The 22,130-nt window shown below is 63.8% G+C and carries 18 protein-coding genes; 6 read left to right on the top strand and 12 right to left on the bottom strand.

The window, feature by feature from the left end; genetic code table 11:
- Window positions 1-148 precede the first annotated feature (148 nt).
- The 7 genes from NKI16_RS26160 to NKI16_RS26130 form a co-directional block, all read right to left on the bottom strand.
- The gene (locus tag NKI16_RS26160) at window positions 149-1,180 is read right to left on the bottom strand and encodes a BMP family protein (RefSeq protein WP_023678180.1); all 1,032 of its coding nucleotides are present in this window, start codon (window positions 1,178-1,180) and stop codon (window positions 149-151) included.
- A 530-nt stretch (window positions 1,181-1,710) separates the two neighbouring features.
- The gene (gene pcaF, locus NKI16_RS26155) at window positions 1,711-2,916 is read right to left on the bottom strand and encodes a 3-oxoadipyl-CoA thiolase (protein WP_352623018.1); all 1,206 of its coding nucleotides are present in this window, start codon (window positions 2,914-2,916) and stop codon (window positions 1,711-1,713) included.
- Window positions 2,917-3,058: 142 nt separating this feature from the next.
- Entirely contained in the window at window positions 3,059-3,820 is a 762-nt protein-coding gene (locus tag NKI16_RS26150; RefSeq protein WP_023678183.1) for an SDR family NAD(P)-dependent oxidoreductase, read from the bottom strand.
- A 13-nt stretch (window positions 3,821-3,833) separates the two neighbouring features.
- Window positions 3,834-4,646 carry an ABC transporter permease gene (locus NKI16_RS26145; protein ID WP_292657203.1) on the bottom strand — a complete coding sequence of 271 codons (813 nt, stop codon included), beginning with the start codon at window positions 4,644-4,646 and terminating at the stop codon, window positions 3,834-3,836.
- A complete protein-coding gene (locus NKI16_RS26140) occupies window positions 4,646-5,509 on the bottom strand; it encodes an ABC transporter permease (protein ID WP_023678185.1) in 864 nt (287 codons plus the stop codon). Before NKI16_RS26140 ends, NKI16_RS26145 begins: the two co-directional genes overlap by 1 nt.
- Before the next feature lie 77 nt (window positions 5,510-5,586).
- Window positions 5,587-6,750, bottom strand: coding sequence for an ABC transporter substrate-binding protein (locus tag NKI16_RS26135; RefSeq protein ID WP_023678186.1), 1,164 nt, complete (start codon window positions 6,748-6,750; stop codon window positions 5,587-5,589).
- Entirely contained in the window at window positions 6,731-7,861 is a 1,131-nt protein-coding gene (locus NKI16_RS26130; RefSeq protein WP_023678187.1) for an ABC transporter ATP-binding protein, read from the bottom strand. Before NKI16_RS26130 ends, NKI16_RS26135 begins: the two co-directional genes overlap by 20 nt.
- Before the next feature lie 114 nt (window positions 7,862-7,975).
- Here NKI16_RS26130 and NKI16_RS26125 point away from each other — a divergent pair, with 114 nt between their 5' ends.
- The gene (locus tag NKI16_RS26125; RefSeq protein ID WP_023678188.1) at window positions 7,976-8,788 is read left to right on the top strand and encodes a helix-turn-helix domain-containing protein; all 813 of its coding nucleotides are present in this window, start codon (window positions 7,976-7,978) and stop codon (window positions 8,786-8,788) included.
- Window positions 8,789-8,796: 8 nt separating this feature from the next.
- On the opposite strand, the gene NKI16_RS26120 is transcribed toward NKI16_RS26125, so the two are convergent.
- From NKI16_RS26120 to NKI16_RS26100, 5 genes are all read right to left on the bottom strand, one after another.
- Window positions 8,797-10,866: a 3-hydroxyacyl-CoA dehydrogenase NAD-binding domain-containing protein gene (locus tag NKI16_RS26120; RefSeq protein ID WP_352782337.1), complete on the bottom strand. Its 2,070-nt coding sequence runs from the start codon at window positions 10,864-10,866 to the stop codon at window positions 8,797-8,799.
- 121 nt (window positions 10,867-10,987) lie between these two features.
- Complete coding sequence (locus NKI16_RS26115; RefSeq protein ID WP_023678189.1) at window positions 10,988-11,935, bottom strand: ABC transporter permease; 948 nt, start codon at window positions 11,933-11,935, stop codon at window positions 10,988-10,990.
- Between the two features lie 2 nt (window positions 11,936-11,937).
- Window positions 11,938-12,912, bottom strand: coding sequence for an ABC transporter permease (locus tag NKI16_RS26110; RefSeq protein WP_023678190.1), 975 nt, complete (start codon window positions 12,910-12,912; stop codon window positions 11,938-11,940).
- Window position 12,913: 1 nt separating this feature from the next.
- On the bottom strand, window positions 12,914-14,407 hold the full coding sequence (locus NKI16_RS26105) for a sugar ABC transporter ATP-binding protein (protein WP_352574915.1): 1,494 nt from the start codon (window positions 14,405-14,407) through the stop codon (window positions 12,914-12,916).
- A 74-nt stretch (window positions 14,408-14,481) separates the two neighbouring features.
- Window positions 14,482-15,495 (bottom strand): ABC transporter substrate-binding protein, encoded by a 1,014-nt coding sequence (locus tag NKI16_RS26100; RefSeq protein ID WP_352574532.1) that lies wholly within the window; start codon window positions 15,493-15,495, stop codon window positions 14,482-14,484.
- Between the two features lie 219 nt (window positions 15,496-15,714).
- Here NKI16_RS26100 and NKI16_RS26095 point away from each other — a divergent pair, with 219 nt between their 5' ends.
- From NKI16_RS26095 to NKI16_RS26075, 5 genes are all read left to right on the top strand, one after another.
- Window positions 15,715-18,126, top strand: coding sequence for a glucan 1,4-alpha-glucosidase (locus NKI16_RS26095; RefSeq protein WP_352623015.1), 2,412 nt, complete (start codon window positions 15,715-15,717; stop codon window positions 18,124-18,126).
- A gap of 100 nt (window positions 18,127-18,226) precedes the next feature.
- Complete coding sequence (gene gnd / locus NKI16_RS26090; protein WP_023678194.1) at window positions 18,227-19,243, top strand: phosphogluconate dehydrogenase (NAD(+)-dependent, decarboxylating); 1,017 nt, start codon at window positions 18,227-18,229, stop codon at window positions 19,241-19,243.
- A gap of 22 nt (window positions 19,244-19,265) precedes the next feature.
- Window positions 19,266-20,642, top strand: a complete 1,377-nt coding sequence (gene zwf, locus NKI16_RS26085; RefSeq protein WP_352451309.1) for a glucose-6-phosphate dehydrogenase — start codon at window positions 19,266-19,268, stop codon at window positions 20,640-20,642.
- A gap of 19 nt (window positions 20,643-20,661) precedes the next feature.
- Window positions 20,662-21,366, top strand: coding sequence for an ROK family protein (locus tag NKI16_RS26080; protein WP_352623014.1), 705 nt, complete (start codon window positions 20,662-20,664; stop codon window positions 21,364-21,366).
- Between the two features lie 164 nt (window positions 21,367-21,530).
- Window positions 21,531-21,995, top strand: a complete 465-nt coding sequence (locus tag NKI16_RS26075) for a Ros/MucR family transcriptional regulator (protein ID WP_352640955.1) — start codon at window positions 21,531-21,533, stop codon at window positions 21,993-21,995.
- The last annotated feature ends 135 nt before the right edge of the window (window positions 21,996-22,130 follow it).

Raw genomic sequence — 22,130 nt, 5'->3', positions numbered from 1 at the left:
GGAGATCGGATGTCACTTCGGCTTTCGCAAATCGTCAGCGCTGAAGACGAGGTGCTGTCGGCGAAGCTGCTAATCTCCCCCCTTGAGGGGGAGATGGCCGGCTGGCCAGAGGGGGGTGCGACAAGCACCAACCCCAAAAGACAGAGCCCTAATCCGAGACCGGCGTATTCTCATCGACGTCGACGCGGAAATTGCCGTCGAGGATCTCTGCCTTCTTCTTCTCGACCAGTTCCTTGACCTCGGCCGGCAGCGTCTTGTCGAACTTGTGGTAGGGCGCGAGGTAGGAGCCGCCCTTGGCCATGCGCGAGAAATCGCCGTAATCCTGCGCGGTGAAGACGCCGGCCTTGACCAGCTTGATCGCCTGCTCGACGGTCGGATACATGTCCCAGACCGGCCCGGTGATCACCGTGTCGGGGCCGAGGCTCGACTGGTCCGACATGTTGGAGATGGCGAGGATCTTCTTCTCCGCCGCCGCTTCGATGACGCCGAAGCGCTCGGCATAGATGACGTCGACGCCGGCATCGATCTGGGCGACGGCCGCTTCCTTTGCTTTTGGCGGATCGAAGAACGAGCCGATGAAGGCGACCTTCTTCTTGATGTCGGGATTGACCTCCCTGGCGCCGGCAAAGAAAGCGTTGACCAGCCGGTTCACTTCCGGAATGCCCATCGCCGCGACGGCGCCGACCGTGCCTGACTTCGACATCTTTCCGGCGATCATGCCGGACAGATAGGCCGGCTCGTGAATCCAGTTGTCGAAGACGCCGAAATTCGGCTCGGCCGGCCCGGCGCCGGAGCCGAACAGGAAGGCGGTCTTCGGGAACTGCTTGGCGGTCCTGCGCGATTCGCGCTCGGCGGCGAAGGCATCGCCCAGCACCAGCTCATAGCCGCCCTGCGCATATTCGCGCATGACGCGGCTGAAATCGGCCGTCTGCACCTTCTCCGACCATTTGTATTCGATGCCGAGTTCCTTCTCGGCCTTCTGCAGGGCAACGTGGATCTGGTTGTCCCACGGCTCCTCGATCGGCGTGGCGAAGATCGCCGCCACTTTCAGCTTCTTGGTCTTGGCAAAGGCGCTGCCCGGCAGCATCGCCGCCGCCAGGCCGAGCGCGCCCAACTCCAGCACGTTGCGGCGCGAAAGCCCTTCGCGTTTCGATTGGATTCTGCTCTTTTTGTTGTCCATTGCATGCCCCTCTGTTCGACAGCCATGTCGAGCCGGCTGTTCGGAAAATATAAAGACAGGGAACTATGGAACGACGCCGGACCTTTGTCCACATGGTCAAATTTCGGGTAATGTCTCAGTTTGAAATTTGACGCGATTGAACGTGCCGCAATAGCCGAAGGACGTAAGGCTCTATTTCAAGCCTTCGCGCGGTTGAAAGAATGCTTTCCCACGTTTTTTGCGGTTCATGGCCATTTGCGATCAAGCTCGGCGCGTTGTGAAAGGCGTCCGCGAGCATCCGTGCCTTTTCCGGTTTGTCAGTCCCTCGAATTTCGACGAGAACATAATGCAGAATTATGAGGATTGTATCGTTGGTAATGGGTTGAGGATCGCTCAATTCAAACAGCTTTCTTGCAAGGGCCACACTTTCCCGGCCTAGGCGCAACGGTGTCCATCATTTCGCAAGGATCGCCCATTGACCAGAGCGTCTTTCGCATATCGGGCAAACGAGATAGGCGGCGCCAGGGCTCTGCCCCAGGGCGGCCAAAAGATCAAACGCGTTCGAGCGCCACGGCGATGCCCTGGCCGACACCGATGCACATGGTGGCGAGCGCGTATCTGGCGCCGCGTTCACGCAGCTCCAGCGCCGCCGTGCCTGATATGCGCGCACCCGACATGCCGAGCGGATGGCCGAGCGCGATGGCACCGCCATTCGGGTTGACGTGCTCCGCATCCTCGGCAATGCCGAGCTGGCGCAGCACGGCGATGCCTTGCGAGGCGAAGGCCTCGTTGAGCTCGACGACGTCGAACTGTTGCGGCTCCAGGCCGAGCCGGGCACACAGCTTCTGCGTGGCCGGCACCGGACCGATGCCCATGATGCGCGGAGCGACGCCGGCGGTGGCACCGCCCAGAATACGGGCGATCGGCGTCAACCCGTATCTTTTCGCGGCTGCTTCCGAGGCGACGATCAGCGCCGCGGCGCCGTCATTGACGCCCGAAGCATTGCCGGCCGTAACCGTGCCGCCTTGCCGGAACGGCGTCGGCAACTTGGCCAACGCTTCGATCGACGTGCCCCCGCGGGGATGCTCATCTCTGTCGACAACGACCGGATCGCCCTTGCGCTGCGCGATCGTCACCGGCGTGATTTCCTTTGCCAGCCGGCCATTGGCTTGTGCGGCTAAAGCCTTGTCCTGGCTGCGCACGGCAAATGCGTCCTGGTCGGCGCGGGAGACAGCGAACTCTTCCGCCACGTTCTCGCCGGTCTCCGGCATCGAATCGACGCCGTATTGCTTCTTCATCAGCGGATTGATGAAGCGCCAGCCGATCGTGGTGTCGTAAATCTCGGCATTGCGCGAAAAGGCGGTCTCTGCCTTCGGCAGCACGAACGGAGCGCGGCTCATCGATTCGACGCCGCCTGATATCATCAGCTCCGCCTCGCCGGCCTTGATGGCGCGGGCAGCAATCATCACCGCATCCATGCCCGAACCGCAGAGACGGTTGACGGTCGAGCCCGAAACCTCCTTGGGCAGGCCGGCCAGCAGCAGCGCCATGCGCGCCACATTACGATTGTCCTCGCCGGCCTGGTTGGCGCAGCCATAGACGACATCGTCGATGGCGGCCCAGTCGATGCCCGAATTTCGCTCGACCAACGCCCTCAGAGGTATCGCGCCGAGATCGTCGGCACGGACCGCCGACAACGAACCGCCGAAGCGTCCGATCGGCGTGCGGATGTAGTCGCAGATATAGGCCTCGGCCATTATGCAGCCTTCCCGTTTGCGCTGATGATTTCTGCTCCCGACCCAGCCATGTTGACCGCATTCTCCTTGAGACGAAAGCACATCTCGCCGCCGGCCGTTAGGCCAAAGAGAATTTCAGCTGCCGCCCGCCGGGAGCGGCGGATCAGCCGATGCTTTCTCCACCGTCGATCACCAGCGCCTGACCGGTCATGAAGGACGAGCGGTCGGAGACGAGGAACAGGATCGCTTCGGCGATTTCCTCCGCGCTGGCCCAGCGCTGCATGGGAATTTTGGTGCGGACATAGTTCTCGATCGCCGCCCGCCCGCCCATCTGCGCGATGAACGGCTCGTTGAAGGGCGTATCGACCCAGCCGGGGCACAGCGCGTTGATGCGGACATTGTGTTTGGCATAGTCGAGCGACATCTGCCGGGTCATCGCCACCACTGCATGTTTTGACGTTGCGTAGGCGATCATTTCGCGGTCGTAGAACACACCCGAATTCGAGGCGGTATTCAGGATCACCCCGCCGCCTTGCGCGATCATCGACGGCATGACCAGCCTGGCCGCGAGGAACTGCGCCCGCACATTGATCCGCCAGGAGGCATCCATGCCGTCGGCGCCGACTTCGGTCAGCGTGCCGCCGACCTGGATCCCGGCATGATTGTGCAGGATGTCGATCCGCCGATGCCGGCCCAGCGTTCCCGCAATGAGCTGCTCGACCGCCGCATCCTCGCCGACGTCGGTGGCGACGGCCTCGGCCCGACCGCCGGCCGCACGAATGTCGGAAGCGGTTGCTTCCCCCGCCGCCTGGTCCCTGTCGGCGATCACCACGAGCGCGCCTTCCCTGGCCATCATCATGGCGCCGGCACGCCCGATCCCCGACCCGGCACCCGTCACCACGGCGATGCGATCTCTCAGAATCATGTTTTTTTATCTTTCAGTGTGATGGTTTTCGTTGGCGCAGTTGCCATTGGGCAAGCACCACGAGCAAAACGGAGGCGACGAGCACGATCGTCGCGATGGCATTGATCTCCGGCGTGACCCCGCGCCGGATCGAGGCGAAGACATAGATCGGCAATGTCGTCTGTGCGCCGGCGACGAAGAAAGCGACAATGAAATCGTCGAAGGAGAATGTGAAGGCGAGCAGGAAGCCGGCGATCACCGCCGGCATGATCTGCGGCAACACGATGCTGCGGAACGTCGTCAGCGGGGTAGCGTAAAGATCGCTCGAGGCCTCGACCAGATTGCGGTCGAGGCTGCCGAGGCGCGTGCCGACAATCATCGCCACCAGCGCCATCGAAAACAGCCCGTGCGCGGCGATGATCGAGCCATAGCCGAGCGCCAGGCGCGGTGGCTGGTCGTTCGGCCACAGCGAAGCGACAAACGGGTTGACCACCCCGAATAGCTGGACCAGCGCGACCAGCGTCGAGATGCCGATGACGACGCCAGGAACGACGATCGCAGCACCCAAAAGCGCATCGAAGACGGCTCGCGTCCGCGCGCCGACACGCGCCAGGCCAAGCGCGGCCGCCGTGCCGCACAGCGCCGCCAGCAAGGCGCTGGTCGTGGCGATGAACAGGCTGTTCTTCAGCGCTTCGACCAGGAACGGGTTTGCCAGGGCCTTGCCGTACCATTGCACCGAGAAGCCAGTGAACTCGCTGGCGTGGTGGCCGGCGTTAAACGAAAACAGCACCACCAGCGCGATCGGCAGGTAGAGAAAGGCAAAGACCGCAACGACGAAGGCACGCATCAGATCAGGTCCACCCGGCGGGCACCCGAAAGCCGGGTCGAAATGCGGTTCGCGGCAAGCAGCACGACCACTGAAACCGCCACAAGTGTGATGGCGATTGCCGATCCAAATGGCCAGTTGCGCGATTGCAGGAACAGATCGACCAGCGCGTTGCCGATGAAGAAGACCTTGCCGCCGCCGAGTAGCGTCGGGATCAGATATTCGCCGAGCAGCAGGATCATGACCAGCGAGAAGCCGGTCATCACACCTGGCAGCGACAGCCGCAGCGTCACGCCGAGGAATGTCGAGATCGGCGTCGCGCCGAGATCGGCGGAGGCCTCCAGTAGCCGGCGGTCGAGCCGCTCGAGGCTGACATAGATCGGCAGGATCATCAGCGGCAGATAACCATAGACGATACCGAGCAGAACCGCTCCCGGCGTGTTGATCAGCCGCACGTCCTCCAGCCCGACATAGGCCAGCAGAGCTGGGATGCCGCGCCCGCCAAGCACATACATCCAGGCATAGGTTCGCATCAGCAGGCTGGTCCAGAACGGGATGACGACAAGCGCCAGCAGGATCAGCCGCCACCGTTCCGGCGCGCGCAAAGCGAGGTAATAGGCGACCGGATAGGCAACGAGAAGACAGGCCAGTGCGCCCGCCGGCGCCAGCACCATGGTGTTCCAGAAGGCAGTCGCCCGCGCCGGAAGATTGGCATACTGCGCCAAGGTGAAAGCGGCCTGATAGCCGCCTTCCGGCGCCCGCTCGCCGACGCTGAAAACGGCGATCGCCACGAACGGCAAAACTAAAAACACCACCAGCCACGCCGTTGCTGGACCGAGCAGCAGGGCGGTCAGGAGATTGTGACGAAGGACATTGCTGCGCATTGAAAAAGCCGCCCCGGTGCCGGCGGACATCTGCCCGCCGGGTGAGTTGCCTGCATCGAGCCTGTGGCCTGCCCGGTTCAAGCCGACTTGAAGCGTGCCATCAATTCGGCCCGGCCCGGATCGGTTAGCGTTGCAGCCGCACCGAATTCGAGCGGCTTCAGCAGATCCGCCGCCGGATAGAGGATCGGATTGTCCAGCACCTCCTTGGGCAGCAGCGCATTGACCCGCGCATCGGTGGAAGGCGCACCGTTGGCCAGGTGCTCCTTGACCGCGACTTTCGGGTTCATCAAATAGTTGAGCAAGGCATAGCCGGCAGGCTTGTTCGGCGCATCCTTGGGTATTGCGTAGAAGTCGGTCCAGATCTCGCCGCCTTCCTTGCCAAGCACGTAGGCGATTTCGGGGATGTCGCGGTGGAGCTGCGCCCCGTCATTGGTCCAGCACATCGTCATCCAGGCGTCGCCGGCACGCATCGACGGCTGGTAGTCGCTGGAGACCGCGAACAGATGCGGCTTGACCTTCAGCAGCAATTCCTCCGCCTTGGCGAGTTCGTCCGGCTTCAGCGAGTTGAACGAGAAGCCGAAATATTTCAGCGCGTTGCCGATCGTGGTCAGTTGGTAATCATGAACCATGGTCCGGCCGTCACCCTCCGCCATGGCCGTGTCCCAGAATTCCTTCCAGCTCGTCATCGGCTTGGTCAGTTTCTTGGTGTTGACGGCAAATCCGGTGGTGCCCCAATTCTTCGGCACAGCGTAGGTCACCCCGTCGATGGTGCCTTCCCCAGTGAAGCGCGGGTCTTCTTGCGAGCCGTCATAATTGGCAAGCTTGGCCATATCCAGCGCTTCGATGATGCCAAGCTTCTTGTAAGTCGAGATCGTGTAGTTGGTCGGAACGAAAAGGCTCCAGCCCGAGGCGCCGGCCTGCAGCTTGGCCAGCATCTCCTCGTTTGACCCGAACACGTTCACCTCGACGGCAACGCCGGTTTCGGCCTTGAAATTCTCGAACGTCGCCGGGTCGTGATAATTGGGCCAGGTGGCAATCGACATGCGGTCGCCAAGCCCCTCCTGGGCGAAGGCCGGCGACGGCATGATGCCGAGTTCGCGGGCCATTACTGCCGTTGCGATGCCTAGGCCGGTGAGGCCAAGGAACTCGCGGCGGCCGATGGAACCGCGCTTGAGGCGCATCAACTGGTCGATGAATTTTTCAGGGCTTATCGGCAGTCCGTCACGATACGATTTCGACATTTTTGTTTTCCCTCTGGTTGGTCCCGTTATTCTCCGGAAACGCCAGCGGCGTTCCGGCTGTAAAGCCGACGGCGACGGGTTCACCCGGCTTGAAGAGATTTCCACCGCCAACCAGATGGTCGGCCTTGGCGAGCAGTGTCCCGATGCCTTGGACCTCGATTGCATATTCCGCGGTGGAACCGAGAAAGATCCGGTTGCGGACAAGCCCGTTCAGCCGGCCGCTTCCGGGCGCGCCGAGACTTAAGGATTCAGGACGCAGGCTGACCGAGACGGCTTCGCCCTGGGCTAGCGAAGTGCGCTTGCGCGCGGCGATGACGGTGCCGTCGGCAAGCGCTACCTCGACGAGCTTGCCCGAGAGCCCGACGACCTTGCCGCTCAAGAGATTGGTCTTGCCGACGAAATCGGCGACGAAGAGGTCGGCGGGTTCGTCGTAGATTTCGCTCGGCTGCCCAAGCTGGACGATGCGCCCGCCATTCATGACGCAGACGAAATCGCTCATCGACAGTGCCTCTTCCTGATCGTGGGTGACCAGGACGAAGGTGATGCCGATCTCGCGCTGCAGGTTCTGCAGCTCTATCTGCATGTCGGTGCGCAGCTTCTTGTCGAGCGCCGCCAGGGGCTCGTCGAGCAGCAGCACCGCCGGCTTGTTGACCAGCGCCCGCGCCAGGGCGACACGCTGCTGCTGGCCGCCGGAAAGCTCATGGATCTTGCGGCGTCCATAGCCGGCGAGCCGAACCATGGCGAGCGCCTCGCCTGCCTTCAGGCTGATCTCCCGCGACGACAGGCGCGGCCGCGCCTGGCGTAGGCCATAGGCGACGTTGTCCGCCACATCCAGATGCGGAAACAACGCATATTGCTGGAACACCATGTTGACCGGCCGCCGATAGGGCGGCGTGCCGGCCATGTCGCGGCCACGGATGAATACCACACCTTCGCTTGGCTGTTCGAAACCGCCGATCATGCGCAAACAGGTTGTCTTGCCGCAGCCGGACGGCCCGAGCAACGCGACAAAGGCAGACGGCGGGATGGCAAGATCGATGCCGCTGACCGCGATCACGCTGCCGTAGCGTTTGGTGACCCCGCGAAACTCGATGTCGGGCACTGCGGTCAAAGCTGCGGGCTCCAGCGGCTAGTTGGTCTCGAAACGCTATCAGAGCCAATGGCGGCTAGTATATACCTCCCAGGTGGTATATTTCGTCTATTTTCTCGTCTGGAGGGGTATGAATTGGGCGTTTCACGCAGCGATGAATACAGCCGGCTCGCTGCGCTCATCGCAGCGACGCGGGAGACGAGCGGCGAGCTTTTCGGCAAGGCGATGGTCGCCTGGCTCCGCCAGCATGTCAGTTTCGATCATTGCGTGATCTTCGGCTATCGCGGCGCCTCACGCCCGCCGCTGCTGTTCGAGACATTCTCGCCGGCCGAAAGCCACGTCTTCGTCGCGCTCTATCAGGAAGGGCCTTATCTGCTCGATCCGTTCCACCATGCGGCAGTCGAGCGCAAGGAAGGCTTTTGGCGCATGCGCGAATTGGCGCCGGATCGCTTCTATGCCAGCGAATATTACCGCTCCTATTACAGCCAGACCAGGCTTGCGGAGGAGGTCGGCTTTTTCGTGCCGCTGCCGGGAAAGGACGCGCTGGTGGTCTCGCTAATGCGATTGCGCGCTTCGGGGCCGTTCGGAACCGCCGATGCCAGGTTGCTGCGCGACATGGCGCCTGCGGTGATCAGCCTCGTCAGGCTGCGCTGGCCTACCCTTCCGGCTGACGGACCGGTTGGGACGAAGCAAGACGAGGCGATTGCTCCGGTCAGTGACTTCGAACGTGCTCACATCTGGAAGAGCCTTTCACTCACGCCGCGCGAACAGCATGTCGTCGATCTGGTGCTTCAGGGCCATTCCACGGAATCGATTGCCAGGGCGATGCGCATCGTGCCGGGAACCGTAAAAGTTCATCGCCGCAACATTTACCGCAAGCTCAAGATAAAGTCGCAGGCGGGTCTGTTCGCGCGTTTTGTCGAGATCATGGACGCACGGATTCGGTAGTCCCAAGTTCAGCCGGCAGCGCCGTCCCAGGAACCGGTTTCGGCCATCTGCCTGAGCCGGGGTGCCACTCGAAAGACATCCTTGCCGGTCTGCTGGTGCCAGTGATCCAGCCGCCGGATGATCTTGTCCACGCCTTCGAGGCTCGCCCAGAACATCGGCCCGCCCTTGCCGACCGGGAAGCCGTAGCCGTTGACCCAGACGACGTCGATATCGGAGGCGCGGGCGGCAATCTTTTCCTTGAGGATTTTGGCGCCCTCGTTGATCATCGGATAGAGCGTCCGCTCGATGATCTCCTCGGCGCCGATCGCGCGCGGTGCAATATCGCGCTCGGCAGCCTTGTTGCGGATCAGCGCCTCGACATCGGGATCGGGCAGCGGCGTGCGCGAACCGCCTTCGTAGCGATAGAAGCCGCTGCCGGTCTTCTGGCCGAAATGTCCCTGTTCGCACAACGCATCGGCGATCACGGCCGTCTGGCCACGCGCCTTGCGGTTGCGCCAGCCTATGTCGAGGCCGGCGAGATCGCTCATCTCGAACGGCCCCATCGGCCAGCCGAAATCGGTGAACACCTGGTCGACCTGGCGCGGCATTGCGCCTTCCAGCAGAAGCGTCTCCAGTTCCGCACCGCGCGCCGCCAGCATGCGGTTGCCGACGAAGCCGTGGCAGACGCCGACAACGACCGGCACCTTGCCGATCCGCCGTGCCAGATCGACGATGGTCGCCAGCACGTCGGGCGAAGTCTTGTCGGCGCGGACGATTTCCAAAAGCTTCATGACGTTAGCCGGCGAAAAGAAATGCATGCCGAGGAGATCTTGCGGCCGCGACGTCGAACCGGCGATTTCGTTGACGTCGAGATAGGAGGTGTTGGTGGCGAGGATCGCGCCCGGTTTGGCCACGGCATCGAGCCTGCCGAAGACATCCTTCTTGACCACCATCTCCTCGAACACGGCCTCGACGATCAGGTCGCAATCGGCAAGATCGGCATAGTCGGTGGAACCCTTGAACAACCCAAGCCGTTGGCGCTTGGCGTCTTCGCTCAGCGAGCCGCGGATGACGGAAACGGCATAATTCTTGTTGATCGTCGCCAGCCCGCGCTGCAAGGCCTCGTGTGTCGCTTCCAGCAAGGTCACGGGGACGCCGCCGTTGGCGAACGCCATGGCGATGCCGCCGCCCATCGTGCCGGCGCCGATGACGCCGACCCGGGCGATCTTGCGCCTGACGACGTCCTTGCCGGCAATCTTTGCCGCCTCACGTTCAGCGAAGAACAAATGCCGCTGCGCGCGTGATTGGTCCCCGGCGACAAGCTTGACGAACAGGTCGCGCTCCGCCGCCAGCGCTTCGTCGAAGGGCAGCGTCAGGGCGTTGCGGATCGACTGCGCACAGGCGATCGGCGCCTCGAGGCCGCGTGCTTTGCCGGCAAGCACTGCCGCTTCCTTGTCGAACGCCGGCAAGTCGGCCTGGTCGAGGCGATCATTGCGGTCGCGCACCGGCGTGAACGGACCGCCTTTCGCGGCCGTTTCGTTGGCGAAATTCACCGCTTGCGCGGTCAGGTCGCCATCGAAGACGGCATCCACCAGGCCGGCGGCGAGCGCCTCGGCCGCACCGATCGGCGTTCCCGAAACGATCATGCTGAGTGCCTTCAGCGGACCAACCAAGCGCGGCAGGCGAACCGTGCCGCCGCCGCCCGGCAGCAGGCCGAGCTTGACTTCCGGCAGGCCGAGCCTTGCCGTTCGGTCGGCAACACGGAAATGGCAGCCGAGCGCCAGTTCCAGGCCGCCGCCGAGCGCAGTGCCGTGAATGGCCGCGACCGTCGGCTTGGCGATGGTTTCCAGCATGGCGACTAGGGCGCCCAGGTCCGGTTGCCGCGCCGGCTTGCCGAATTCGGTGATGTCGGCGCCGGCGACGAAGGTCCGCCCGGCACATGCTATCACGATTGCTCGGACCGACGGCTCGTCGCGCAGGGAAACGAGCGCCTGCATCAGCGGCTCGCGCACATGGAAGCTCAGCGCGTTGACCGGCGGATTGTCGATGCTCACCACCGCGACGTTGCCGTGCCTTGTAGTGCTGACGAAATCGGACACGCAAACCTCACGCAATGATGTTGGCCAATAGCGCGACGGGATTTACAGCGCTGGCATGCGGATGGGAACCACGTGTTTTGCGGGCCGGATCGATATCCCCTCGCCGCCGGGTGGCCTTGCCTTAGCGCAGCGCCTTCTGCCCACCGGCGGCGGTGATGACGCCGACGATGATCAGCCCTGTCAGCACCAGGCGGACGCCGACGCTGACGCCGAATGTGTTGAGCATGGTCAACAGCAGCACCAGGAACAGCGCCGCGCCCCAGACCCCCGGCACATTGGCCTTGCCGCCCGCCACCGACGTGCCGCCGATGACGACGACCGCGATTGAGGCCAGCAGATATTCATTGCCGATATCGACATTGGCGCCGCGGAAATAGCCGGCGAGCAGTGCGCCGTCGAGGCCGCCGAGCGCGCCCGACAGCGTGTAGGTGAGGAAGCGGGTGCGGCCGACATTGACGCCGGCCAGCCAGGCAGCGCGGATGTTCTGGCCGATCGCCAGCACCGAGCGGCCGTAGATCATGCGCTGCAAAACGATGCCGGCGCCGATGGTGAACAGCACGGTGAGGATCGCCAGCACCGGGATGCCGAAGACCTGCCAGTTGGTGAAATCGGCAAAGCCCGGCGGCGGCTTGATCTGCAGGCCCCGCCCATAGCTGATATCGACCGACTGGATGACGAAGCTGGCCGACAGCGTCGCGATGATCGGCGGAATGCGCAGCGCCCAGATCAGCAGATAGTTGACGGCGCCGATCGCCATGCCGCAGGCAAGCGCTGCCAGCAGGCCGACCGCGATCATCGCATCATTGCCGTCCATGACCTTCATGGCGACGGCGCTGGCAAGGCCGATATTGGCCGGCAGCGACAGGTCGACATTGCCCGGCCCGAGCGTGATGACGAACATCTGCCCGACGCCGACGATGACCGTGAAGACGGCGAGCGACAGCGCCGCCGTGATCATGCCGCCGCCGCCGTAGCCGCCGGTGAAGGCGATGGTCGCCAGCCACACCAGCAGCGCCCCGAAGAACGACCAGATCCAGGGTCTGGCAAGCAGTGTCCGCAGCGATGCCATGCTCACCTCTCCCTGCGGCTGATCAGCACCCGCGCCGCCAGCACGATGATCAGGATGGCGCCATTGGCGGCGACCTGCCAGTCGGGCGGAATGTGCATGAACGTCAAGAGGGGCGATGCCGCCAGCGCCAGCGTCAGCGCGCCGATGACGGCGCCGATCGGCGACACCCGGCCGCCGACGAACTCACCGCCGCCGAGGATGACGCCGGCGATCGAAAGCAGCGTATAGCCATTGCCGATATTGGCATCGGCCGAGGTGGTGATGCCGATCAGCGCCATGCCGGACAAAACGCCGAACAGGCCGGTCAGCGCAAACAGCGCGATCTTGGTGCGCAGCAGCGACCAGCCGGCGCGCTTGAGTGCGGCTGAATTGCCGCCCGATCCACGCAGGATGACGCCGTAGGAGGTGCGCATCAGGCCAAAGTGGACGACGGCTGCGATCAGCAATGCCGCGATGATCGGGAACGGAATGAAGGGTGGCTTGAAGGCCATCAGCGCCAGCAGCCAGTCCGGCGCCTTGCCGCCGGGCTTGGGCAGGATGAGGATGGCCATGCCCTGCCAGACAAAACTCATGCCGAGCGTCACCACGATAGAGGGCAGGTTGCGCAGATGGATCAGCGCGCCGAGCAGCGCGTAGACGCCGATCGACCCGAGCAGGATCACGACGCCGAGCAGCGGCGCGTCCTTCAGCCATGTCGCCGTCACGCAGCCGACGAAGCCGACAAAGGTGCCAATCGACAGATCGAGCTCGTTGCCGGCGATGACGAACATCTGCGCGATCGTCGCCAGAGCGATCGGGATCGCCAGATTGAGCATCAGGCTGAAACCGAAATAGCTGATGGCGCGCGGGTTGAGCCAGGCGATGGCGATGAGCACCAGCGCCAGCGACAGTGCCGGCAGCAGGCTGCGCAGCATGCGCGCCCGCCTGGTGGCGCGAGCCGAAGATTTTAGCCCATTCTCGACGGATACCGCTGTCATCTCAGGCCGCATCGCCGAACGACGACTGGATGATCTTTTCCTCCGTCAGTTCGTCGCGACGAAGGTTGGCGACGATCCGGCCGTTCTTGAACACATAGATGTGGTCGCAATTGTCGAGCTCTTCGGTTTCGGTGGTGTACCAGAGGAAAGTGCGGCCATGGCGAGCCTCCTCGCGCACCAGGTCGTAGACTTCGAGCTTGGTGCCGATGTCGACGCCGCGCATCGGATCGTCCATCAGCACGATCTTGGCGTCGGAGCCGAGCGCCCGCGCGAACAGCGCCTTCTGCTGGTTGCCGCCGGACAGCGAGAAGATGTTGTTGTTCATGTCGGGCGTACGGATGCCGATTTTCCGCTGCCACAACTCGGCGAGCTCGGCTTCGCGCTGCGGCGAGATCAAGAGGCCGTTGCGCAATCGCGCCAGCGAACGGATGCCAATGTTCTCGGCAATCGACCATTGCGGAAAAATCCCGTCCGACTGGCGGTCGCCGGCAACCAGCGCCACCGGCGCGGTGACCTCGATGCCGGTCTTGGCACGGGAAGCCGCGGCAAAGATCGCCAGCAAAAGGTCCGTCTGCCCATGCCCGGCAAGCCCGGCAAGGCCGATGATTTCACCTGCACGGGCGACAAGCTCGTTGCCGTCCTGCTGTCGCGCCGGACGCGCCCGGACCCGCAGCGGGCCGGGCTCCGGCTTGCCGCTCGCAATCTCTGCGGCGGTCTTCTCGCGCGCCTCCGCTCCGCCCATCGCCGTCACCAGCCTGTCGCGGTCGAAGGCGTCGGCCTGCCCGGCGGCGACCACCTTGCCGTCGCGCATCACCACGATGCGGTCGGCATTTCCGAGCACTTCGCCCAACACATGCGAGATCAGGATGCAGCTCTTGCCGGCGGCGATGAAGCGGCGCACGAACGCCAGCAGCTGGCCGGCGGTATGCGCGTCGAGCGAGGATGTCGGCTCGTCGAGGATAACCAGCTCGAGCGGCTCCTGCGTGACCGTGAAGGCGCGCGCCACCTCCACCATCTGCCGGCTGGTGATGGAAAGATCACCGACGATGTCGGATGCCGAGATGCTGTGGCCGGGGAAGATCTCGTCGAGCTTGGCGGCGATCAGATCGGCCGCCTTGCGCCGCCAGCCGAAGCCATGCAGCGACGCGTGGTTGATCCGCGTGTTCTCGGCGACGCTGAGGTTCGGGCAGAGCGACAGCTCCTGGAACACACAGCGTATGCCGAGCTGCTGCGCGCGCGGCACCGAATAACTTGCCTCGACACCGCCGCGGACTGCGATCTGCCCGCTGTCGGGGGCAAGCGTGCCCGCCACCATATGCATGAGCGTCGATTTTCCGGCGCCGTTATGGCCGACGAGACCGACGCATTCTCCGGCACAAACGCTGAAATCGACACCGGCGAGCGCCCTGACGGCGCCGAAATGTTTTTCGGCTCCGTCCAGTCTTATGATGTCCAAACTGACGGCGCCGAAAAGCTTTTCGGCGCCGTCCGGCATGATGATGTCTGCATTGGCCTCGGGCATCCCTCAACGATACCCGTTTATCCGTGGCGGCAACAATAGTGCCATGCTCACTTGATGTTGGCCTTGATCGCCGCGATGGCGTCTTCCTGCGTGTATTCGTGGCTGGCGACGCCGCCCTTCGGAATCTTCGGCAGCGCGGCCTCGAAATCGTCCTGGGTGAAGGCAAGATAGGGCACCAGCAGGTCGTGCGGCACGTCGGTGCGGCCGTCGAGCACCTGCTGCGCCACCCAGAAGGCAAGCGTCGATACGCCCGGTGCGATCGATGCCGACCAGGTCTGGTAACCGTCCTTTTCCTTCTGCTCCTTCCACCACTGCAACTCGTCCTGGCGATTGCCCATGATGATGGTCGGGCGTGGCTTGCCGGCGGCGGCGAAAGCCTGCGCCGCGCCGTAGCCGTCACCGCCCTGGTCGACGACCCCGACAACATCCGGCAGCGAAGGCAGGATCGTCGCTACGGCTTTCTGTGCCGTGGTCTGGTCCCAGTCGCCGGTCACCGAGCCGACGATCTTGAACTCGGGATGGGCAGCGACGCCTTCGAGGATGCCGGCATGGATGGCATCGTCGATCGAGGTGCCGGCGAGGCCGCGGATTTCCAGCAGGTTGCCGCCCTTGGGCTGGAACTTGGCCATCTGCTCGACTTCCTGCTTGCCCATGTCCTTGAAGTCGACAACGACGCGGTAGGCGCAGGGTTCGGTGACGATGCCGTCGAAGGAGACGACGACGATGCCGGCGTCGCAGGCCTGCTTGATGGCGCCGTTGAGCGCATCCGGAGACGCCGCGTTGATGACGATCGCGTCATAGCCCTGCAGGATCAGGTTCTGCACCTGGGCTGCTTGCGTCGGCACTTCCTTGTCGGCCGTCGTGAAGACGTCCGCGGCGCCGACCACCTTGTCGGCAACCGCCTTCTTGGTAACGATGGCGTAGCTGTCCAGCATCGCCTGCCGCCAGGAATTGCCGGCGTAATTGTTGGAGAAGGCGATTTTCTTGCCGCTGGTGTCGGCAAGCGCTGTACCTGCGGCGAGCATCGCCGCAAGAGCCCCCAAAACGAATATTTTCCTCATGTCATACTCCTCCCGTGAGTTGCTGTCTTACTGGTGGTTAATGGCTGGCTGGTGGGTATTGGCTGATACGCTCACAATCTTGTTTTTTATCTATTATCAGACAAATGCAGATAGGCGGCAAGCTGTCAACAGCAATCCATGGCCGGCGATCAACTTGCGGTGCAATCATTGTAAACCGGTTCGGCTCCTGGTCTAGGGATGGCACTGGAGACCGATCGAATGGCAACGAACCTTGCCCCGGGTGCACCCGGCATTCCGGCGCGCTGGACCTCGAGCGCCAAGAGCGGCGTCGGCACCGCGCTGTCGCCGGCCTGCCCGATCTGGTTCACCATCAGCCACGGTATCCTCAACGAGATCTACTACCCGCGCCTCGATAGCGCCTGCACCCGCGACCTGGGGCTGATCGTCACCGGACCCGACGGCTATTTCTCGGAAGAAAAACGCGACGCCGAACACAGTATCGAACCCCTGGCGGACGGGGTGCCTGCCTACCGGCTGGTCAACACCGCAAGCGATGGAACCTACAGGATCGACAAGCGCATCCTGACGGATCCGGAACGTCCCGTCTTGCTGCAGGAGATCATGTTCACGCCGCTCAAAGGCGCGGGCGCCGACTACCGCGTCTACGCGCTGCTGGCACCGCACCTCGTCAACGCCGGCATGGGCAACACCGCCTGGATCGACGACCATGAAGGACAGCCTGTCCTGTTTGCATCGGGACGCGGCACCTGCCTGGCGCTCGCCTCGTCGCTGCCGTGGAAGGTGTGCTCGGCCGGCTATGTCGGCGTCTCCGACGGCTGGCAGCAGCTTCGTCAAGGCGGCCGGCTCGATCCGGCCTGCCGCAGGGCCGAGGACGGCAATGTCGCGCTGACCGGCGAGATCGCCTTTTCGGCTGCGAACCCCAAAATATTGCTGGCACTGGGCTTCGGCACGACGCCGCAACAGGCGGCGGAAACTGCTTTCGCCAGCCTGAAGCAAGGTTGTGGGCCCGCAGCCAGATCCTACGTCGACAAATGGCGCAAATGGCAGGCCGGATTGCTGCCGCTGGACCGGCATGCGGCGTCCGGCCTCAACAGCTACCGCCTCAGCACGGCGGTGCTGGCGGCACACCGCTCGTCTGCCGGAGCAGCCGTTGCCAGCCTGTCGATCCCGTGGGGCTTCAACAAGGGCGACGACGACCTCGGCGGCTATCACCTGGTCTGGCCGCGCGATCTGGTCGAAACCGCCGGCGGCTTCCTCGCCGCCGGCGACCCGGCGGAAGCCTTGCGCATCCTTGGCTATCTGCGCGCGATCCAGGAGCCGGACGGCCGTTGGCCGCAGAACGCCTGGCTCGACGGATCGGCCTATTGGCCGGGCATCCAGATGGACGAATGCGCCTTCCCGCTGCTGCTTGCCGACGCACTGCGCCGCGCCGGCCATTTGCCGCCTGCCGCACTCTCCTCCTTCATGCCGATGATCGAGCGCGCTGCCGCCTATGTCGTGCGCAACGGCCCCGTCACCGGCGAGGACCGCTGGGAGGAAGACGCCGGCTACAGCCCGTTCACGCTTGCCGTCGAGATCGCCGCATTGCTAGCGGCTGCGGACATCTTCGATGCCGCCGGCAAAACAGAGCCGGCAAACTATCTGCGCGAAACCGCCGATGTCTGGAACGATCAGATCGAACGCTGGACCTACGTCGCCGGTAGCTCCTCAGGCGATGAAGCCGGCGTCGAGGGCCACTATGTCCGCATTGCGCCGCCCGACAAAGCCGGCGCGGCATCGCCGAAAGACGGCTACGTCCCGATCAAGAACCGCCCGCCGGCGGATACGGACCGGCCGGCCGAGGCGATCGTCAGCCCCGATGCGCTGGCGCTGGTCCGCTTCGGCTTGCGGGCAGCCGACGATCCGCGCATCCTCGACACGGTCAAGGTCATCGACGCGCAATTGCGCTGCGAACTGCCGCAGGGCCCGCTCTGGTACCGCTACAATGGCGATGGCTATGGCGAGCATGCCGACGGCGCGCCCTTCGATGGAACCGGCCGGGGCCGGCCCTGGCCGCTGCTGGTCGGCGAGCGCGCTCATTACGAGCTGGCGGCAGGCCGCAGGGATAGTGCGGCAAGCCTGCTCAGGACGTTCGAGAACTCTGCCGGATCGGGCGGCCTGCTACCGGAGCAGGTCTGGGACGGTCCCGACATGCCGGAGCGCGAATTGCGGCATGGCGGGCCCTCCGGCAGCGCCAAGCCGCTGGTCTGGGCGCATTCCGAGCACATCAAGCTGCTGCGGTCGCTGCGCGACGGCACGGTGTTCGACATGCCGCCGCAAGGCGTCAAGCGCTATATCGAGGGCAGGACGGTGTCGCGCTTCAGGGCATGGCGCTTCAACCACAAGATCCGTACCATCCCGGCAGGCAAGGCGCTGCGCATCGAACTTCTGGCCCGGGCGCTGGTTCATTGGAGCAGCGACAATTGGGCAACCGTCCATGACACCGAGACCACCGCGAATGCTTTCGGCATCCATCTTGCGGAATTGCCGGTTGCCGAGATTGCTCCGGGCAATAGCCCGGGCAATAGCATTGTCTTCACTTTCTTCTGGCCCGATAGCGGCCATTGGGAGAATGCTGACTTTTCTGTCGGCATCGGCGATACCGGATAGAGCATGATCCCGCAAAGTGGAGACCGGTTTTCGGAAAAGATCATGCTTCAATCACAGCGCCACTAGATCATCGATCCCTCAAGTAAGGCAGGACGAGACTATGCAGATAGGAATGATGGGACTGGGCCGGATGGGCGCCAACATGGTTCGGCGCCTGCTGCGTGATGGCCACGAATGCGTCGTCTACGATATCAACCCGGCGAGCGTCGCCGCGCTTGTGAGCGCCGGCGCGGTCGGAGCCGCCTCGATGGAGGAGTTCGTCGGCAAGCTGGCGAAGCCGCGCAGCGCCTGGCTGATGCTGCCTGCGGCGATCACCGGCAAGATCGTCGACCAGGTGGCTGCCCTGATGGAGCCGGGCGACATCATCATAGACGGCGGCAATTCCTATTATCACGAGGCCGTCGACCACGCCGCGCGCCTCGCCTTGAAAGGCTTGAGCTATGTCGATGTCGGCACCAGCGGCGGCGTCTGGGGCCTCGAGCGCGGCTACTGCCTGATGATCGGCGGCCCCGACAGCGCGGTCCAGCATCTCGATCCGGTCTTCGCAACGCTGGCGCCGGGCGCCGACGCCGCTTCGCCCGCCCCTGCCAAGGATGCCGGAACCGCTCCCTTCGGCTATCTCCACTGCGGACCAAGCGGCGCCGGCCATTTCGTCAAGATGGTCCATAACGGTATCGAATATGGCGTCATGGCCGCCTATGCCGAAGGCATGAACATCCTGAAGTCGGCGAATGCCGGCAAACGGCAGCGCACCGCCGATGCCGAAACCAGCCCGCTGGAAAACCCGCAATATTACCAGTTCGACATCGACATCGCTGAAGTGGCCGAGGTCTGGCGGCACGGCAGCGTCATCGGCTCGTGGCTGCTCGACCTGACGGCCGGCGTACTGAAGGCCGATTCGTCGTTGACGCAGTTCGGCGGGCGGGTCTCGGATTCCGGCGAAGGCCGCTGGACGCTGAAGGCGGCGATCGACACCGGCGTGCCGGCGCCGGTGCTGTCCTCGGCGCTGTTCGACAGGTTCTCCTCGCAAGGCGAATCCGAATTCGCCGACAAGCTTCTGTCCGCCATGCGCTATGCCTTTGGCGGCCATGTCGAAAAACCCAAGGCCGGCTCGTGACGGACGACAGGGAGGCACGCCCATGAGCCAGGAACGATCTGACACGCTGGTGCTTTTCGGCGCCACCGGCGATCTCGCCCACAAGAAGATCTTCCCCGCCCTTTACGCCATGGTGGCCAAAGGGACGCTAAACGAGCCGGTGATCGGCGTCGCCTTCGACCCCTGGGACCTCGCCAAGCTGCAGGCGCGCGCCCGCGACGGCATCGTCAACGCCTTGGGCAGCATCGACGACAAGATCTTTGCCAGGCTTGCATCGCTGCTGCGCTATGTCAGCGGCGACTATCGGGCGCCTGCGACCTTCGAGAAGCTGAAGACCGCGCTCGGCAGCGCTGAGCGGCCGCTGCACTATCTGGCGGTGCCGCCGGCGATGTTCGAGGTGGTCGTCCAGGGGCTGGAGCAGTCGGGCGCCGCCCAGGGCGCGCGCCTGATGGTGGAAAAGCCGTTCGGTCACGATCTGCAATCGGCGCGCTGGCTGAACCGGGTGCTGCATCTGGTCTTCGACGAAAAGTCGATCTTCCGCATCGACCATTATCTCGGCAAGGAGGCGATCCAGAACCTGCTCTATTTCCGCTTCGCCAATTCCTTCCTCGAGCCGATTTGGAACCGCAATTACGTCGAGAGCGTGCAGATCACCATGGCCGAGGATTTCGGCGTCGAGGGCCGCGGCCGCTTCTATGACGAGGTCGGCTGCATTCGCGACGTCATCGAAAACCATCTGCTCAACATCCTCTTGCTGCTCGCCATGGAACCGCCGGTCGGCCGCTCGGCCGACGATCTCATCGACGAGAAGGTGCAGGTCCTGCGGGCGATCCGGACGCTGACCAGGGACGATGTGGTGCGCGGCCAGTTCGACGGCTATCTCAACGAGCCGGGCGTGGCGCCGAACTCGCCGGTCGAGACCTTCGCGGCGGTGCGCTTTTTCGTCGATACCTGGCGCTGGCAGGATGTGCCGTTCTTCATTCGCGCCGGCAAATCCCTGCCGGTGCACGCCACCGAGGTCATCGTGCGGCTGAAGCGGCCGCCGCTCGACGTCTTCGATCCGATCAAGCCCGGCGACTGCAATCACGTGCGCTTCCGCATCGATCCGCAGGTGGCGATCTCGATCGGCGCCCGGCGCAAGGCACCCGGCGATGACATGGTCGGTGAGCAGGTCGAGCTCACCGCGCTCGACGATTCGAAGGGCGACATGCCGCCTTACGAGCGGTTGATCGGCGACGCCATGAACGGCAACGGCCAGCTGTTCACCCGCCAGGACGCCAGCGAGCTCGCCTGGCGCATCGTCGGCCCGGTGCTCGGCGACACCACGCCGCCCCCTGTCTACGCGCCAAAGACGTGGGGGCCGGCCGAAGCCATGGCTGGATTCGGGCCGCCGAACGGCTGGATCAATCCAGCGAAATGATTTCTGGGAGGCGAAAGCGATGGCCAAGGCGGTGAAGCAACCGGCATCGGAGGAAGAAAAGATCGTGCTTGCGATCGATATCGGCGGCTCGCACGTCAAGATCCGCACCAGCGCCGGCGGCGACGAGCGCAAGACCGCTTCCGGACCGGAGCTTACGCCGCAGCAGATGGTCGCGGCGGTGAAGACGCTCGCCGAAGGGCTGCACTACGATGTCGTCTCGATGGGCTATCCGGGCCCGGTGCACCACAACCGGCCGCTGACCGAACCCGCCAATCTCGGCAAGGGCTGGGTCGGCTGCGATTTCGCCGCCGAGTTCGGCAAACCGGTCAAGGTCGTTAACGATGCGCTCATGCAGGCCATCGGCAGTTATGAGGGCGGCCGCATGCTGTTCCTTGGCCTCGGCACCGGCCTGGGGGCCGCGATGATCGTTGATAACGTTGCCCAGCCGATGGAGCTTGCCCATCTTCCCTACAAGAAGCGCGGCAGTTTCGAAGACTATGTCGGCGAACGCGGCCTGCAAAAGCGCGGCAAGAAGAAATGGCGCAAACACGTCTTCGACGTGGTCGACCGGCTTCGCGCCGCCATGCAGCCGGATTACGTGGTCATCGGCGGCGGCAATGTCGACGAACTCACCGACTTGCCCGCCGATTGCAGACGCGGCGACAACACACGCGCCTTCGAGGGCGGATTTCGACTATGGCGCGACAAATCCCTGATTATTTGATATTGCTGATTGTCTGATATTATCGAGCACCGGCTCAGGGTTGTTAATCCCGCGCTGCCGTTAGTATTATTATTCAAAATAATGTGTGACGTGGTGCGGCGTCATTGCATTGCGCAGATTTGCCGACTAGGAATTTCTGCGACCCCCATGGACGGAGAGATAGATTGACCGACGACAACAACAACGCTCGCAAACACATCGACCTGCTCGAGCTGACCGCCCATATCGTCTCCGCATACGTCGAGAAGAACCGCTTGCCGGCTTCCGGCCTCGGCGATCTCATCGCCAGCGTCAGCGCTTCCATAGGCGGCCTCGGGCAACCGGCTGTGCCGGTCGCCGCGCCGCTGACGCCTGCCGTCAATCCCAAGAAATCGGTGACGCCGGACTACATCATCTGTCTCGAGGACGGCAAGAAGTTCAAATCCTTGAAGCGCCATATCGGCGTTCATTTCGGGCTGACGCCCGACGCCTATCGCGCCAAATGGGGCCTGCCGTCGGACTACCCGATGGTCGCCCCCAACTACGCAGCCTCGCGTTCGCAGCTGGCCAAGGCGATCGGCCTCGGCCGCAAAGCCCCCCCGCCCGCGCCCGTCAAGGGCCGGGGCAGGAAGGCCAAGGCGCCGGCTTGATACCATTGGATCGAGCGGGATGCACATTGAACGCGTTCTGCTGATCGGTCTGTTGGTGTTCAGCGGAAGCTGCGACGCTCGAAGCTAACGGCATAGCATCCTAGGGTCTGCGCCGCGTCGCTTCGCTCCTTGCTC

This window comes from Mesorhizobium sp. M0698, from assembly GCF_040320455.1.
Taxonomy (GTDB): domain Bacteria; phylum Pseudomonadota; class Alphaproteobacteria; order Rhizobiales; family Rhizobiaceae; genus Mesorhizobium.
This window is presented reverse-complemented; position numbering and strand designations above follow the sequence as displayed.